At 62.0% G+C, this 15036-nt stretch carries 15 protein-coding genes; 10 read left to right on the top strand and 5 right to left on the bottom strand.

Features of this window, described 5'->3' with window-relative positions; translation table 11 throughout:
- Positions 1–102 precede the first annotated feature (102 nt).
- The 4 genes from OVA24_RS12675 (at position 103) to OVA24_RS12660 (ending at position 4927) form a co-directional block, all read left to right on the top strand.
- A complete protein-coding gene (locus tag OVA24_RS12675) occupies positions 103–516 on the top strand; it encodes a hypothetical protein (protein ID WP_267670192.1) in 414 nt (137 codons plus the stop codon).
- A gap of 79 nt (positions 517–595) precedes the next feature.
- Entirely contained in the window at positions 596–2650 is a 2055-nt protein-coding gene (locus OVA24_RS12670; protein WP_267670191.1) for a TonB-dependent receptor, read from the top strand.
- Positions 2651–2719: 69 nt separating this feature from the next.
- Positions 2720–3319: a HupE/UreJ family protein gene (locus OVA24_RS12665; protein ID WP_267670190.1), complete on the top strand. Its 600-nt coding sequence runs from the start codon at positions 2720–2722 to the stop codon at positions 3317–3319.
- 219 nt (positions 3320–3538) lie between these two features.
- The gene (locus OVA24_RS12660) at positions 3539–4927 is read left to right on the top strand and encodes a PLP-dependent transferase (protein WP_267670189.1); all 1389 of its coding nucleotides are present in this window, start codon (positions 3539–3541) and stop codon (positions 4925–4927) included.
- A gap of 5 nt (positions 4928–4932) precedes the next feature.
- Here the strand turns inward: OVA24_RS12660 and OVA24_RS12655 are convergent, their stop codons facing one another.
- Positions 4933–5469, bottom strand: coding sequence for a hypothetical protein (locus OVA24_RS12655; protein WP_267670188.1), 537 nt, complete (start codon positions 5467–5469; stop codon positions 4933–4935).
- A 15-nt stretch (positions 5470–5484) separates the two neighbouring features.
- The gene (locus tag OVA24_RS12650) at positions 5485–6732 is read right to left on the bottom strand and encodes a class I adenylate-forming enzyme family protein (RefSeq protein ID WP_267670187.1); all 1248 of its coding nucleotides are present in this window, start codon (positions 6730–6732) and stop codon (positions 5485–5487) included.
- Positions 6733–6806: 74 nt separating this feature from the next.
- Between OVA24_RS12650 and OVA24_RS12645 the strand changes: the two genes are divergently transcribed.
- On the top strand, positions 6807–8057 hold the full coding sequence (locus OVA24_RS12645) for a beta-ketoacyl-[acyl-carrier-protein] synthase family protein (RefSeq protein ID WP_267670186.1): 1251 nt from the start codon (positions 6807–6809) through the stop codon (positions 8055–8057).
- Positions 8054–9073: a beta-ketoacyl synthase N-terminal-like domain-containing protein gene (locus OVA24_RS12640; protein ID WP_267670185.1), complete on the top strand. Its 1020-nt coding sequence runs from the start codon at positions 8054–8056 to the stop codon at positions 9071–9073. Before OVA24_RS12645 ends, OVA24_RS12640 begins: the two co-directional genes overlap by 4 nt.
- A gap of 10 nt (positions 9074–9083) precedes the next feature.
- On the opposite strand, the gene OVA24_RS12635 is transcribed toward OVA24_RS12640, so the two are convergent.
- Positions 9084–10187, bottom strand: a complete 1104-nt coding sequence (locus OVA24_RS12635; RefSeq protein ID WP_267670184.1) for a Gfo/Idh/MocA family protein — start codon at positions 10185–10187, stop codon at positions 9084–9086.
- Positions 10188–10316: 129 nt separating this feature from the next.
- Here OVA24_RS12635 and OVA24_RS12630 point away from each other — a divergent pair, with 129 nt between their 5' ends.
- The 3 genes from OVA24_RS12630 to OVA24_RS12620 all read left to right on the top strand — a co-directional run bounded on the left by OVA24_RS12630 (position 10317) and on the right by OVA24_RS12620 (position 12577).
- On the top strand, positions 10317–10742 hold the full coding sequence (locus tag OVA24_RS12630) for a hypothetical protein (protein ID WP_267670183.1): 426 nt from the start codon (positions 10317–10319) through the stop codon (positions 10740–10742).
- A 36-nt stretch (positions 10743–10778) separates the two neighbouring features.
- Complete coding sequence (locus OVA24_RS12625) at positions 10779–11828, top strand: BPSS1187 family protein (protein WP_267670181.1); 1050 nt, start codon at positions 10779–10781, stop codon at positions 11826–11828.
- Between the two features lie 260 nt (positions 11829–12088).
- Entirely contained in the window at positions 12089–12577 is a 489-nt protein-coding gene (locus tag OVA24_RS12620; RefSeq protein WP_267670180.1) for a hypothetical protein, read from the top strand.
- An 18-nt stretch (positions 12578–12595) separates the two neighbouring features.
- Here the strand turns inward: OVA24_RS12620 and OVA24_RS12615 are convergent, their stop codons facing one another.
- A complete protein-coding gene (locus OVA24_RS12615; protein WP_267670179.1) occupies positions 12596–13402 on the bottom strand; it encodes a 3-keto-disaccharide hydrolase in 807 nt (268 codons plus the stop codon).
- Between the two features lie 104 nt (positions 13403–13506).
- On the opposite strand from OVA24_RS12615, the gene OVA24_RS12610 reads away from it, so the two are divergent.
- Entirely contained in the window at positions 13507–14007 is a 501-nt protein-coding gene (locus OVA24_RS12610) for a hypothetical protein (protein ID WP_267670178.1), read from the top strand.
- On the opposite strand, the gene moaA is transcribed toward OVA24_RS12610, so the two are convergent.
- On the bottom strand, positions 13992–14999 hold the full coding sequence (gene moaA, locus OVA24_RS12605) for a GTP 3',8-cyclase MoaA (protein ID WP_267670177.1): 1008 nt from the start codon (positions 14997–14999) through the stop codon (positions 13992–13994). The two genes, OVA24_RS12610 and moaA, sit on opposite strands and share 16 nt — an antisense overlap.
- Positions 15000–15036 lie beyond the last annotated feature (37 nt).

Here is a 15036-nt window from a genome sequence, read left to right as displayed (position 1 = left end):
CCAGTCTCAGGCAGGATATGGGTGAATTCAGCGGAGTGGATTTCACCGCCGCCGACGTGATTGAAATTGCCCGTCGCCCTCAGGGCTGCCAGTATCCGCGCCGTGGTAAGGATCCCATGCCTCAGGAAGGCGAAATGGCTCTATGCGCTGGCATTGTTCCAGCTCATGGCGGGGCCGTTGATCATCCTGCAGGTGAGCCTCCTGTGCAAACTCACGGTCCGTGAGATCCCGCAGGAAGGAATCGGCCCGGCTTTCACGAAGGCATGGCGCAGCGGGGAATTCCAAGCCGCCCTCGCAACTGGAGAGCCAATGGCATCCAAGGGCGAGAAAGCCCCCTCCCCGTCCAAGGAACCCGTCAAGGATTCCGGGACGGTGAAGATGCCCGCAACCGACTGGCGCATGGGGCGCACCCTGCCGCCGCCGTCCATCGGACTGGCCGCCTGCTCGGACTGGTGCCGCAGGTGGACGCCGGTATGGCCGCAGGCTCCGCCGGGGCCGCCGCCGAGGATTGGATGAACAACGCCCCACCCCGCGCCGGGACGGACATGATCCGTTCCGCGTGGTCCCGTTTGTTTGTCTCCAATCCTCCTCCAATATGAAATTTTCCCGTTTTTCCCCATTCTACCTTTTCGTCCTTTCACTCGGCGCGAACGCCCAATCCACCAACACCTCCCAGGAGCTGCCCATCGTGGAGGTGGTCGGCAAGGCGGAGCACCTCATCGGCAAGGCACGGACCTCCTCCCAGGGTCAGACCAGCGCGCAGGAACTCGCCGAGCGCCCGTTCCTCCGGCGCGGTGAACTGCTGGAATCCGTCCCCGGCGTCATCATCACCCAACACTCCGGCGACGGTAAAGCGAACCAATACTTCGTCCGCGGCTTCAACCTCGACCACGGCACCGACTTCTCCATCTTCATGGACGGACAGCCGGTGAACTTCATCACCCACGCCCACGGCCAGGGCTACGCCGACCTGAACCCGATCATCCCGGAACTGGTTGAATCCATCGACTACTGGAAAGGTCCGTTCTTCGCGGAACTGGGCGACCTGAGCACCGCCGGAGCGGCCAAGTTCCGCTTCTTTGACATGCTGCCTTCCGGGATCGCCAGCTTCACCATCGGCGAGGACAATTTCTACCGCGGCTTGGTCGCAGACACCATCGACCTGTCCTCCGGAGATGGCGGGAAAGGCGGCCTCTCCGTCCGTTCCTGCCTCACCTACGCGCTGGAGTACAACTACTATGACGGACCATGGACAATGAAGTCCGACTCCGAGCGGGCGAACGGATTCCTCAAGTATTTCCGCGAAGCGGGGCAGGACAAGTTCAGCCTCACCGCCATGGCCTACACCGGCGACTGGAACTCCACCGACCAGATCCCCAAGCGGGCGATCGACGACGGAACCCTCAGCCGCTTCGGCAACATCGACCCCACCCTGGGCGGCAACTCGAACCGCTACAGCCTGATGGCCGCATGGGACCGTGAGCACACCAACGGCCGCACCCATGTGGATGCCTACGCCGGCTACTACGACCTCGATCTGTTCTCGAACTTCACCTACGTCCTCGGCGGCGGCGACCAGTTCGAGCAAAAGGACGAACGCTGGTTCGTTGGCGGCGAGGTCCGCCGGGAGTGGGACTTCGCGGAGAAGAACCGCCTCATCGTGGGCGTGCAGACCCGCAATGATTTCCTCAACGACATCGGCCTCTACAACACCACCGACCGCGCGCGGACCGGCACCATCAGGCAGGATGACGTGACCGTGAACACGGTGGGAATCTTCAGCTCGCTCGACTTCCATGTGAATCCATGGTTCCGCGTGCAGCCGGGCATTCGGGCGGACTTCTTCCACTTCGACGTGAACAGCGACAACCCGGTGAACTCCGGCAGCGACAATGACGCCATCATCTCGCCGAAACTGAACCTCGTCTTCGGGCCATGGAATGAAACCGAGTTCTATGTGAGCGGCGGCTACGGCTTCCACAGCAATGATGCCCGCGGCGTGAACCTCGGGGTGGACGGTGTGGATCCGCTGGTGCGCACCTACGGCGGGGAAATCGGCGTTCGGACAGAGGCACTGGAGAACGTGGTCAGCACGCTGTCCTTCTTCTACCTCCACAGTGACTCCGAGCTGCTGTATGTCGGGGATGCGGGCACCTCGGAGGCAGGCCCCGCCACCGAGCGCTACGGCGTGGAGTGGGCCACCTACTGGCGTCCGACGGAGTGGCTGATGGCCGACAACGAGGTGACGCTCTCCGAAGGGAAACTCAAGGGCGTGGGCGGCGATGACAAGATCCCCGGCGCGGTTCCGTTCGTCTGGAGCGCGGGCATCACCATCGGCAAGCAGGAAGGTTTCTTCGGCACGCTCCGTTCGCGCTACTTCAGCCCGCGGCCTCTGATCGAGGACGGCAGCGAGGAATCCCGCGCCAGCCTCCAGGTCAACACCCGCATCGGCTACCGGAAGAACGATTGGGAAGTCTCCCTGGACTGCCTGAACCTGCTCGACCGGAAGGACAACGACATCGAGTATTTCTACGAATCCCTGATGCCCGGGGAGGCGGCAGGCACCGGACCGAACGGCGGCCATGAGGACATCCACCTCCATCCTTCGGAGCCGAGGACCTTCCGCGTGACCTTCACCAAGAGGTTCTGACAATCGGCGTCCCCCGGAGGGAAATCCTTCTTTCCTCCGGGCCGCGATCCACCAGTATCCCGCACGTCAATGATGCGTGCCCTCATCGGATCGATCATCGCGCTGGCCGCCGCCGGCGCGGTGATTCCGACGTATTTTCTGAGCGGGTTCACCCACGTCCTGCCGGACGGACTGGACCACGTGCTGTTCATCCTGGGGCTGTTCTTTCTCAGCCGGAGCTTTCCGCTCCTACTACTCCAGATGACGTTGTTCACGGTGGCGCACTCGCTGACGCTGGGGCTGTCCCTCTACGGTGTGATCTCCCTGCCGGTGGAGTGGATCGAGGTGGCCATCGCGCTCAGCATCACTTTCGTGGCGGTGGAGAACCTTTATGCGGGGAACCGCCTGCGGGCGTGGCGGCCGTGGGTCGTGTTTGCTTCCGGCTTGGTCCATGGGATGGGCTTCGCCCACTCCTTCGCGGAAACACCTATCCCCCGGGAGGATTTCCTCCCTGCCTTGTTCAGTTTCAACCTCGGCGTGGAATTCGGGCAACTCGCGGTGCTGGGCCTCGCCTACGCGGCGGTCGCCCTGATCTGGAACCGTGCGTGGTACCGCAATGCGGTGGAAAGGCCCATCTGTGTGTTGATGGCCTTGGTGGGACTCGGGATGGCGGCTCTCCGTCTGGGGTGATCCGGGAGCGGAAAAGCGGAAAATCCGCCGCTTTCTGACAATCAGATTTCATTGCAATCCCATTTATCAGGAATCTTTCGCCCGTCGCCACAGATGCGGCTTGCCCTTCGTCCGAGGTCCGGGCATGCAGTTCCCGCGATGCGTGACCTGAGTGCAGACCCTGCGTGGCAAGAAGAGGATCTGGGGGTGCCGCTCCCTGATTCCCTGCATGCGTGCTCTGTGTGCCTCCCTACCTGGGATGCCGTCGTCGGCTATGAGGAGGGACGGGAGAAAGTCACGCGCCGCATGCGCACGGGGTACCCGCGCTTCTTCCGTCACCCGCTCGTCGAGCGGCTTTTCACCACCGCGAAGAACGAGATCGCCGGAGAAAATGAGGAAGTCATCGTCCTGCCAACCCGTGGTGCCGTCCAGCGCGCCCACCGGTGGGTTGAGCGACAGTCATCGACGGCCGTCCGGATTGCCAGTTTCCATGGACTACAGGTGCTGGTTGTGCCAGCGAAAGCAAAGGCGGATGCCCAATACTACTGGAGGTTCTCCGGGGAGGTCGTGAGCAGCCGTCAAGCGGAGGACTTCCTCGAAGGGAAGCTGCGCGAGGGATCGAAGTCCCATCTCGTGGCGCGTTCCGTGGCCAAGTATCTCAATATCCCCGCGGAGGATGTGTTCATCTTCACCAGCGGCATGTCCGCTGTCACCGCTGTCCAGCGTGCCCTCCCCGGCATGCTGGAGGGCAAAAAGACCCTGCAGATCGAGTTTCCCTATGTGGACTCGCTCAAGATCCAGGAACTCTTCGGACACGGCGTCGTCTATCTGAACGAAGCCGTCGGCGAATCCTTCGACGAGGCTCTCCAGCGCATCCGCCAGGGTGAGTTCGCGGGCGTCTTCACGGAGGTCCCCAGCAATCCCCTCCTCCGCACCATCGATCTCAAGCGTGTCGCGGAGGCGTGCGCGGAGGGCAATACCCCACTGGTGGTGGATGACTCCGCCGCCGGTCCACTGAACGTGGACGCGCTGAAATACGCGGACGTGGTGACCGGCAGCCTGACGAAATGGGTGTCCGGTGCGGGCGATGTCATGGCTGGCATGGCCGGCGTGCGCGACAGCTCCCCGTTCGCAAAGCAGTTCCGCCAGTCCCTCGTGGAAGACTCCACGGAAAACGCACCGCTCTACATCGGCGATGCGGAGGTTCTCCTTTCCAACATGAAGGGCTACACGGCCCGGATGAAGACCATCAACGACAATGGTCTGGCTCTCGCCAAATGGCTTGCGGCCCACCCCGCCGTCGCCGGGGTGTGGCACCCGTCGCTGGTCAATACGGAGCACTACCAGGCGGTCATGCGTCCCGGCGGAGGCTTCGGGGGATTGCTTTCCTTCGTCCTGAAGTCACAGAAGAAGACCCCGAAGGTCTATGACTCCCTGCGTTTCAGCAAGGGTCCCAGCTTCGGCACCTCCTTCACGCTCGTCTGCCCCTACACCATGCTCGCTCACTACACGGAGCTTGAATGGGCGGAAGGATGCGGTGTGTCGGCGAACCTGCTGCGGGTATCCGTCGGGCAGGAACCTCTGGAACACATCATCTCCGTGTTCGAGGAGGCGCTGTCCCACGCCTGACTCCGTCAGAACAGGCCGAAGCCTTCCATACCCTCATCGGTCGGTGGTCCGTCGAAGTGATCCGCGATGAAATGCCGCCAGACGGCCCGGCTTTCCGGGGACACCCCAGCCATCATCCTGGCGATACATCCATTGCAGATCAGCAAGGGCAGCGGTCCGGCGACCAAATTTCCGTCCGAATCGAAAAGGAATGAGATGGAGAAGCCCTCACAATCCTCCCGCCCTTTCCGGCAGGAAATGCAGGCTTCCAGTCTTTCCGCCTCATCCAGCATCAGCATGAACTCCCTCTGCCGCTCGTCCCAATCGACCTCCTTCTCCAGGAAGTTGCGGACGGTTTCCTTCGACCCCTCGGAGAACTTCTCCGACATCACATCGCGGCACGGTTGGCAGATAGCATATTCCAGCACGCATTCTTCCCGGTGATAGTCCTTGTTGACCAGCCACGGCGCGGCGATCTCCCGCAGGGGCAGACGGCAGCACACGCAATGGGTGAACGGCCCGCCGGATTCCTCACATCTCAACCACTGGCTTATGCTGCGCATGATGTCCGTTGTCCTTCAGAGTTCCTTCGCCACCCATTTCGCCTTCAGCGCGGCGGCGTCCAGTTGCCAGAGTTCCGGCGCATCATACCAATGGCGGGGCAGCTCCCACAACTCCAGACGGCTGGAGGTCGCGTGCTTCACCGCCTCGATGGTGGCTCCGGACTCCGCCTCGTAGAGTGCCAGGATTTCCTCGAACCGCTCTGGATCCGGACTGGGTACGCCAAATACCCGGACACGCCGCAGCAGCCCCGTAGCCATGAGAGCGGCCTCCACCTTTGACGGGCTGATCTTCCTGCCGGAGACATTGATCGCCCCTCCGGTGCTGCAGGAGAGATGAAGAACGGACTTCCCGTCCAGAAAGGCTATGTCCCGGGTCAGATACCGGCCGTCCATCAGCAGATCATCGTCGCGCCCCTCGTCATAGCCGGTGCCGACCGCATCACTTTCCACCAACAAGCGCCCCATGGCACCGATGCAGACGGACACACCGGGCAAGGGCGTTCCGACCATGTCCGGCTGGTCGCGGGGCGTGGTCGTCGCATCAAAGGAAATGCCGCCACACTCACTGGCACCATAGAAATTGTGGATCTTCAGACCGGAGGCATCGAAGACCTCCTTCTCCAGCAGATGCGACAGCGGGGCTCCCGCGGAGACCGCCAGCCTCACCGGCAGTGAACCCAGGATCCCGGCCCGGTGCCAGGCCCGCCAGATGGAAGGCACCGCGGGGATGGTGATCGAATCATGGTCACGGCAGATTTCCTCGATCACCCGTGGGAATGGGACCGTCGCCAGGCAGACGGGGACGCCGTGCAGGATCATCTGCAGCACCACGTTTGAGAAGCCATAGGAGTGTGCCAGCGAGATGACCGCCAGATTCGGCACATCCGCGGAAAGGCCCATCGCATGGAACAGGCGGTCCCCGTCCGCGATGACCTGCCGGTCCTCGAAAAAGATCGCCCGCGGCACTCCGCTGGCACCCGGGGTGTACTTCACCAGACAGGTTCCTTGCGGAGGGGGGGCCTTCAGGACAGGCTCCGGAGCATCTTTCTCGACCGGGACGACCGCCACCCCGTCACGCCACGCCCGGAGGATGGTCACAAAAAAACCGGCATCCCCCGTCCTGGCAACCAGCGTGCTTTCCGCCACGGGTGCCCGTTCCACCCTTTCCGCCAGTTCTCCGAAGGAAACGACATTTCCGCCGTCGAGGACGGCAGGTCGTGCGGCATACCGCCTTGAGGTTTCCAACCAACGGAGATAGAGCATTTGACAAGGTGCGCGGCAGTCCGTAGCTACCGCGGACCCTGTCTGACGAGCCTTAACTTCCCCAAGATCTCTCCGTGGCCTACTTCCATGATGCCCTCCACCCGGTCCTGACCAGGCCCGTGGTCATTTCGGGAGCGGGGATCGTTTCCCCCATGGGCCGGAATTGGGAGGAAAATGCGACCGGATTCCGCGAAGGCAGAACCACCTTCCGGCCCGTCACCCTGTTCGACGTGTCGAAACAACGGGTGGGCACCGCAGGTCAGGTTGATCTCCCGGAGGCATCTCCTTCCCTTCGAATTTCACAGAAGGCGTGGTCCCGCATGGATCGCGGCACGAAGCTCGCCTGGATCGCCGCGCGTGAGGCTCTGGCAAGTGCCGGACTGGACGGTGGGGCGATGCCTGTGGTGGTCGGCACCTCTGCGGCTGCCATGCCCATCGGTGAGGAATATTACAAGGAAGCCCTGCGCTCCGGCAACAGGAGGCACGACCAGTTTTCCCGGGTGGAGTGGTATCAGTCACAGAGGCAGCTCACGAACATGGCGCGCCTGCTGGACGTGGAAGGCCCGTTGAGGATCATCTCGAACGCGTGTGCCTCCGGTGCGAATGCCATCGGCCATGCGTTCCACCTCGTCAGATCCGGGCGGGTGGACCGTGTGCTTGCGGGAGGCTATGATGCGCTCTCCCAACTCGTTTTCGCCGGGTTCGACGCACTCCAGGCGCTCAGCCCATCCGGCATTCCCCGCCCGTTTGACGCGGCGCGGGATGGTCTCGCCCTCGGTGAAGGTGCCGGCTTCGTCGTGGTGGAATCCGCGGAAGCGGCGAAACAACGCGGCGCACGGGTGATTGCGGAGGTCCTCGGCTACGGGGCGGCCACGGACATCCATCACCTCACCCAGCCGCACCCGGAAGGTGACGCCGCGTTGTTCACCATGCAGACAGCTTGCCGGATGGCCGGGGTGTCTCCGGAACAGATCGACTACATCAACTCCCACGGTACCGGCACTCCTTTGAATGACATCGCCGAAGGGCATGCCATCCAGCGCTGGGCGGAAAATTCCACTTCTGGAGTGAAGGTCAGCTCCACGAAATCATCGATCGGACACTTGCTCGGCGGGGCTGGTGCGGTGGAGTCGGTGATCTGCCTGATCGCCATGGAAAAGCAGTTCCTGCCCGCGAATCTCAACGTCCGCGAACCGGATGAGATCTGCACTTTCGACCTGATCCGTGAACCCCGCGAGGCGGTTCTCAACCGTGTCTTGACGAATTCCTTCGGATTCGGCGGCGCGAATGCCACCCTCGTCTTTGCCAAGGAGGGCCTCCGATGAACGGCAAAGACCTGATCATCAGCGGCATCGGCGCCGTTTCCCCCGCAGGTTGGGGTGTTCCCGCCCTGATGGCAGCCCTCGGTTCGGGAACCACCTTGCCGACCACGGAGATCGAGCGGCCTCTGGAGCAAGGAACCGTCCGCACCCCCGTTCTGAGAGTTCCGGCAGATGCCGCATCATCGCCGAAGTTCGCACGGCTCCGGAGGACCAGCCCGATCTCAAAGTTCGCGGCGGCGGCCGTGGCGGAGGCACTGGGTTCGGATCGCATCGCCGCCAGCGTGGCGGGAGAACTCCGGATTGGCGTCATCTTCACGCTTACCAACGGCTGCGTGAATTACTCGAACCGGTTCTTCGGTGAGGCACTGGCAAACCCGGCCATCGCCAGCCCCATTCTTTTCCCGGAGACCGTCTTCAACGCGCCCTCCAGCCACATCTCCGCGATGATCGGCGGGCGCAGTCCGAACGATACCCTCGTGACGGATGGTGCGGGTTTCTTCAGCGGCATGGATCTGGCCGCCGAGTGGATCAGCCGTGGCGATGTCGATGGATGCGTGGTGGTCGCCAGCGAGGAGATCGACTGGCTGAGCGCGGAGGCACTGCTCCTCTACTCCCGGAACTATCTTCCATCAGAAGGAGCCGCCGCCGTGTATCTCGAGCGCGGCGATGGCCCTGTGCGGGTGTTCAGGCTGCCGGATCCCATTCCTTTCTCCTCCGTGTCCCGTCCACAGGCGGCAAGGGACATCCGGGAAATCCTCCGCAGTGAAAACGAGGATGCTGCCCTACTGGTTGACGGCACCATCGGCATTCCCCGGATCGACCGCGCGGAGACGGACGCATGGACGGATTGGTCCGGTGCACGCCTTTCGCCCCGCCGCATTCTAGGGGAGTCCATGGGAGCCGCCGCCGCACTGCAGGTGGTCGCCGCAGTTGCATCCGTCCGCTCCGGCACCTGCCGCCAGGCGGTCGCCACCGCCGTCGGTGGCAACCAGCAGGCGGCCGGGCTGGTCATCGGTTGAGGAGCGCGGCTCAGTAGCCGAGATCCGCGAGTTTCACGGCGGCACCCGTGTCCGCCGCTTCCACGATCCCGCGGATCACACCGATGTCCCTGCGCCCCATTTCTCCTGGCACGCGGCTGGGTTGCTTCGCCAGAATGGCCGCGATCTGCCCTTCGATCTGGAGCGCCTGTTGGTTCACCACCGGGTGGGCCATCGCGCCGTCCGGTGTGAAGCCCTTCTGCCCGCCGTAGCCATAGGCGGGTGAAATCTCGATCTTCCCTTTCTCCAGTTCCGCCCGCACGTAGTTCCCGCTCCGCCCGTAGCTGGAGAAGCCATCCGATTTCCTGCCACCGGGGAACTCCAGCGTCCACTCGTAGGTTTCCGGCACTTCTTTGAAGATGTCGGGACGGTCCGTGGACTTCTTCGCGGTGACGGAAATCGGATTCACCTGGGCGGTATAGAGCGCGCCCTGCACGGCATAGACACCCACATCATAGAGCGCGCCCGCCACGCCCATGTCCTTCTTGATGCGCCAGGCGTTGTGGCCGGTGAAGTTGTTCACCTTGTAGCCGTTCCCCACCTCGATGGATTTCCAGTCGCCATATTTCTTCGTCTTGAGGGCATCCATCAACTGGAGGTGATAGGGATCCCAGTGAAGGCGGTAGCCGATCTGGAGGGTGACGCCCGCCTTCTTCGCCGCGGCGATCATGCGGTCACAGTCCTCAACGGTCGGAGCCATGGGTTTCTCGCAGATGACGTGTTTCCCGGCCTCCGCCGCGCGGATGGCATACTCCGCGTGCAGGCCGGTGGGGGTCACCACATAGACCACGTCGATATCCTTGTTGTCCTTGATGCTGTCGAAGTTCCCGTAGCTGTACACATTGCCGTCCGGAATGCCGTATTCCTTCTGCCATGCCGGCACCTTGTCCGGAGAACCGGTCACCACTCCGGCCACCCGGGCGTTGGAAGTCGCCTTCACCGCCGGAGCCAGATGCTTCGTCGCGTAGTCCCCCAGTCCGAGGAAGGCGATTCCGAGTTTCTTCCCGCCACCCTCCTGGGCGCGGAGGTTCAGAAGCGGAGCGGCCGCAGCAGCGGCACCAAGATGCAGGAAATGACGGCGGCTGAATGGTTTCATGGTCTGCCAATCAAGGGCATATGGCCCCGATTTTCAACGGAAAGGTTTCCGGAAATCCGGCCGCACTCTCCCTCCCCCTCCTGTTGACAGCAACTTGACAATCTAACAAAGCCGCCGGACGCTGCTGCCATGATCTTCCGGCATCTCTTTCCCTTCGTGGGCGGCGTGTTGCTCCTCACCCAGTGCGGACCCCAGTCCATGTTCAATCCCGCGCAGGAAGTATCCGTGAAGGACATCCCTCCGGTGACCAAATCGGAGGCGGCCTTTGTCAATGATCCGGCAGGCAGCCGTCTGGACTACCGGGACAACCACGGCGAATACACCTACCGCCTGAGCAAGACCCGCCTCTATCAGTTCGCCTCCCTTTCCAAGAATCGGAAACAGTCCGACACCCGTACCGGCGTGTGGATGTACAAAAAGACCGGCGCGAAAACCGGCCAGCTCATCCTCGATGGCAACGACATCTGGAACCTGCGCTTCATTTCGAAGAACCGTGCCGCCGCCAAGAATGTGGGCGATGTCCGGACCTATTACTTCGACTTCGAGTGGGAGTAAGAACAGGCTGAATGTGGCCGTAGCCATCCGCCGTTTATGAAACCCACCTTGCTCTGTCTCTCGCTCGCGCTCGCTTCGCACGCCTTCGCCGCGCCTCCCGCTTACAAGGATCCCGAGCCAAAGCTGTATAATCTGACCGCCCGCGCGAGCCAGATCGACCCGCGGGCAAAGGAGCATCCGGAGGTCGGCTTCGTTTTCGAGAAGGAAGGCAAACCCGCCGATACGGAGAAAGCATCCGTCGATACCCGCGTTGCCCCGCAGGGGAAGCTCGTCATCTGGCTGATGGGCCACAACCAGGCGCACTTCGACCGCATCTCCAGCTATGGTCTCCATGCCATCCAGGTCCACTATGCGAACGGCTGGTTCGGAAAGCTGTCGAAGGAAACCCCTCCCGGAGATGATCTGTGGCTCTCCAAAATCCGCCTGGAAGCCGCCATCGGCGAGGACCAAGGGCCTGCGATCGACATCCCGAAGCCGGATTCCATCATGGAGCGCTCCTACCAGTTCGTGAAGTGGCTGGAAAAGGAGAATCCGCAGGGCAACTGGGGCCAGTTCCTCTCGGCGGATGGCAAGGGCCTGCAATGGGAAAAAGTGATCCTCAGCGGAGCCTCCCACGGTTCCACCACGGCGGCACGTTTCGCAAAGCATACGAAGGTGGACCGGGTGGTGATGTTCTGCGGTCCGCGCGACCAGTTCGAGGCCTGGCAGAAACTCCCGTCCGCCACGGCGGAGAACCGCTATTTCGGATTCTCCCACGTGCTGGATGGCGGCTGGTCCGGCGACCACTATTGCCGCTCATGGATCATGCTGGGATTGAACAATTTCGGCCCGGTGGTGGACATCGCGGAAGCAAAAACACCCTACGGCAACACCCGCCGCCTCGTCTCCGCCGCTGATGTGGGTGGCAGCTCGGAGAAAGCCCATAGCTGCGTCACTCCGGGCAAGGCCTCACCGAAGGACAAGGACGGAAACTTCCTGTTCGAGGATGTCTGGCGCTACCTCTACACCCACCCGGTGGAGGAGGCCGGGGATCCCGTGAAGCCGGAAGCGGACTGCCGCCTGGACCTGCGGAGCGTCAAGCAGTGACGACAGATGCGCCCGACGATCATCCTAGCCCTGCCCCTCGTTGGTGCGGTATCCTGATCTCCCCGACCGAAGAATCCGGTGTTCACTCTGGAGCAACTCACCGGACAGCGGGTGACGGACCACCGTCTTGTGCGAGAGCCATCATCGGCAGACCCGCAAAGAAAAGAACCAGCGGGAATCAATCAGTCGCCGCTATTTCCACGCGATACCATTCTTACCATCTTGAAACACGGATAGAATCGCCATAGTCCCATCATCCGATGCACCGTGCCGTCCTCTGCCTTCTTCTGCTTCCGCTCTGCACTTGCAAGCCCGGTGCCAAGGGATCCGCGCAACCCATGGAGAAGCATCAAGAAACTCAGATCGTGTATCCGGAGCACTTCGAATCAGCATGGGTCATGTCTTCCGGTTGGAACGGATACATGGGCGTTGCCATCGCGCTCACAAAGGATCGCTATTACTACTGGATGTATTCCGATGTGGGAAATCCCACAGACTATCCCTTCACCGGAAGTTATGAGATCCGGGGCGATCTGTTGCTGCTAGGAGAACCAAGTTGTGTCCTGGAGAAGACTCCGCCCGACGAGTTGGTCCTCTATAGCTCCAGTTGGAAAATCTCCGACACAAAGAGGGGCAAGAGACTGAATGCCACCGGAGACAGGTCCGGCGACAAGGGCAGAAGCCTGATGCCCGATTTCCAGTTCAACCCGAAGAATCCGTTCAGGAATCAACACTCCCTCGATCCATGAACCGTCGGATAATTCCGATCAAGGTTGCTCCAGCGACTTCAGCTCGATGTTCCGGAACCACACGCCCTGGCCTTCCGCCTGCAGCGCGATGTGTCCGTAGCTGAGCAAGCGGGCCGCACCGGCATCCAGCAACTCGCTGGCGGGTGAGATGGCATTCTCCGGATCAAGCTGCGGCTTCTGGAAGCGGAGCACCTCCACGCCGTTCACGCGGTGGATCACCTCCTCATTGCCACGGACCTCCACCTCGATCTTCACCCACTCGCCCGCCGGGAATGTGGGCGAGGTGGAGTTGACGATGTGCTTGGTCACCAGCTTTCCATCCATCTCGATGTGGGTTCCCGGCGAGCACATGTTTCCGGTCGGGCGCGCACCCTTGCCTTCATCCGCGAGGAACTGGCACTCGATGCTGGAGGGGAACTCCTGATCGATGCCCATGCTCTGCGGCGACTGGGAATGGATCATCACGCCGCTATTGAGATTCACGTAGTGCGGGGCGTCCGCCATCATCTTTCCCTCGAAGCGGTATTCGCAGCGGAAGATGTAACGGGAGTAGGCTATGTTCGTGTAGAGGTGGCCGTATTGCTTGCCGAATTTTTCATAGCCGTCGTAGGACACCTTGAGGATACCATTTTCGACGCGGAACGTGTTGTGCGTGTTCTCCCCCAGCGGATGGCCGGTGATTTTTGGTGTCCAGCCGGTGAGATCCTTGCCGTTGAAAAGCTTCACCCATTTCCCCTCCTCAGCAGCACCGGCAGGCAGGATGGCGGCGAGCATGAGAGGACAGGCGGCGACAATGGCACGGAGTTGGTTGCGGGAAAGAGGCATGGCGTATGGTGATGAAACTCTGCCGCTTCCCGCAGGATGCCAAGCGGAATGAATTCAGCGGTCCCAGCTTCCATTGGCCAAACCATCCGCTATCACCACGACACATGCCGCCACGCATCACAGCCCCGGAACCCACCACGATTCTCCGTACGTTGAAGATGCTGTGGCAGTCGGTCTCCATGGCGGCGTTTCTCGGTTCGCTTCTCACTGCTCTCATCTTCCACGGCGATTTGCCTGAGAACACGGCATTCGTCTGGACCATGGGCGTTTTCGCCGGGAGCCTCCTGCTGGCGTTGCCGCTTCTCCTCCTGCTTTCCGTTCCCTTTCTGGCAGGCATCAGGGCCTTCTCCCGCAGGTATGACCGCCACCTGTTCCCGACCACCGTGATTGGTGGCATGTGCGGTGTGGTGGCGGTGGTGCTCCTGCTGCTCTTCATCAGGATCTCGGCTTCCGGACTCACGTTGCCGGGTCCGCTCCCCGTGACGGCAGCATCCGTCGGAAAGATCCTGTTGGTGGGCTTTGCCTACGGCATGTCCCTGGCCCTGTTCATCTGTCTGAACCAACGTCCCGCGGATCGCCACCGCGAAATTCAACCGCCCAGATAACTCATCTCCGCTTTCGGCCTCGCTACCAAGCCACGCTCCTCGGAGTATCGGTCGGTACGGGCCTGCCACACGTTACGGACCGTTTCCCGCAACGCGTCATCCGGAAGGCCACCGCGCAGCACGCCTTTCAGATCAAACCCATCCGCCGCGAAGAGGCAGGTGAAGATCTTTCCATCCGCAGAAACACGGAGGCGCTGGCAGTCCTGGCAGAACGGATTGCTGACGGAGCGGATCAGCCCGATCTCCCGGCCATCGTCCGCATGCCGCCAATGCACGGCAACCTCCCCGCGATAGGCGGCCTGCCGTGGCTCCAGCGTGAACTCTTTCCCGAGGATCTCCAGGATCTCATTCCCGGACACCACCTGGTCCATCCGCCAACCGTTGGTCTCACCCACGTCCATGTATTCGATGAAACGGAGATCCACGGCCGCGTCCTTTGCCCAGCGGGCCAAGGGGAGGATCTGGCTTTCATTCACGCCGCGCTGGATGACGGCGTTCACTTTCACCGGCAGGCCGAAAACCTGTGCCGCGGAGATCCCGGAAAGCACGCGCTCCACCTTCGCCCCCGTGCCGTTCATCCGGGCGAAAATCTCCCCGTCGAGGGCATCCATGCTCACCGTCACCCGGTTCAGGCCGGCCAGTGCCAGCGCCTCGGCATGATGTCCCAGCAGGATGCCATTCGTGGTCATGGCGATGTCCTTCACCCCGCGGATGGAAGACAGCATGGCAATGAGATCATCAAGGCCACGGCGCAACAACGGCTCGCCCCCGGTGAGGCGGATCTTTTCCACGCCCAGCGGCACCATCACGCGCACCAGCCGTTCCATTTCCTCGAAGCTGAGCAGCTCATCCTTCGGCAGGAACGCGTAGCCAGGACCGAAGATCTCCGCCGGCATGCAGTAGCGGCAGCGGAAATTGCAACGGTCCGTCACGGAGATCCTCAGATCCCGCAATCCCCGTCCCATGCGGTCCACCACCGGCGGCAACTCCATGTGGGAACCATAAGGTGGAACAACAAGGGGGGCAACT

Origin of the sequence: Luteolibacter sp. SL250 (assembly GCF_026625605.1) — a bacterium.
Lineage (GTDB): Bacteria > Verrucomicrobiota > Verrucomicrobiia > Verrucomicrobiales > Akkermansiaceae > Luteolibacter.
This window is presented reverse-complemented; position numbering and strand designations above follow the sequence as displayed.

Coding starts and splice junctions, on each gene's coding strand:
- OVA24_RS12670 (WP_267670191.1), top strand. CDS start 596: ATGAAATTTTCCCGTTTTTCCCCATTCTACCTTTTCGTCCTTTCACTC.
- OVA24_RS12665 (WP_267670190.1), top strand. CDS start 2,720: ATGATGCGTGCCCTCATCGGATCGATCATCGCGCTGGCCGCCGCCGGC.
- OVA24_RS12655 (WP_267670188.1), bottom strand. CDS start 5,469: ATGCGCAGCATAAGCCAGTGGTTGAGATGTGAGGAATCCGGCGGGCCG.
- OVA24_RS12650 (WP_267670187.1), bottom strand. CDS start 6,732: ATGCTCTATCTCCGTTGGTTGGAAACCTCAAGGCGGTATGCCGCACGA.
- OVA24_RS12640 (WP_267670185.1), top strand. CDS start 8,054: ATGAACGGCAAAGACCTGATCATCAGCGGCATCGGCGCCGTTTCCCCC.
- OVA24_RS12635 (WP_267670184.1), bottom strand. CDS start 10,187: ATGAAACCATTCAGCCGCCGTCATTTCCTGCATCTTGGTGCCGCTGCT.
- OVA24_RS12630 (WP_267670183.1), top strand. CDS start 10,317: ATGATCTTCCGGCATCTCTTTCCCTTCGTGGGCGGCGTGTTGCTCCTC.
- OVA24_RS12625 (WP_267670181.1), top strand. CDS start 10,779: ATGAAACCCACCTTGCTCTGTCTCTCGCTCGCGCTCGCTTCGCACGCC.
- OVA24_RS12620 (WP_267670180.1), top strand. CDS start 12,089: ATGCACCGTGCCGTCCTCTGCCTTCTTCTGCTTCCGCTCTGCACTTGC.
- OVA24_RS12615 (WP_267670179.1), bottom strand. CDS start 13,402: ATGCCTCTTTCCCGCAACCAACTCCGTGCCATTGTCGCCGCCTGTCCT.
- OVA24_RS12610 (WP_267670178.1), top strand. CDS start 13,507: ATGCCGCCACGCATCACAGCCCCGGAACCCACCACGATTCTCCGTACG.
- moaA (WP_267670177.1), bottom strand. CDS start 14,999: ATGGAGTTGCCGCCGGTGGTGGACCGCATGGGACGGGGATTGCGGGAT.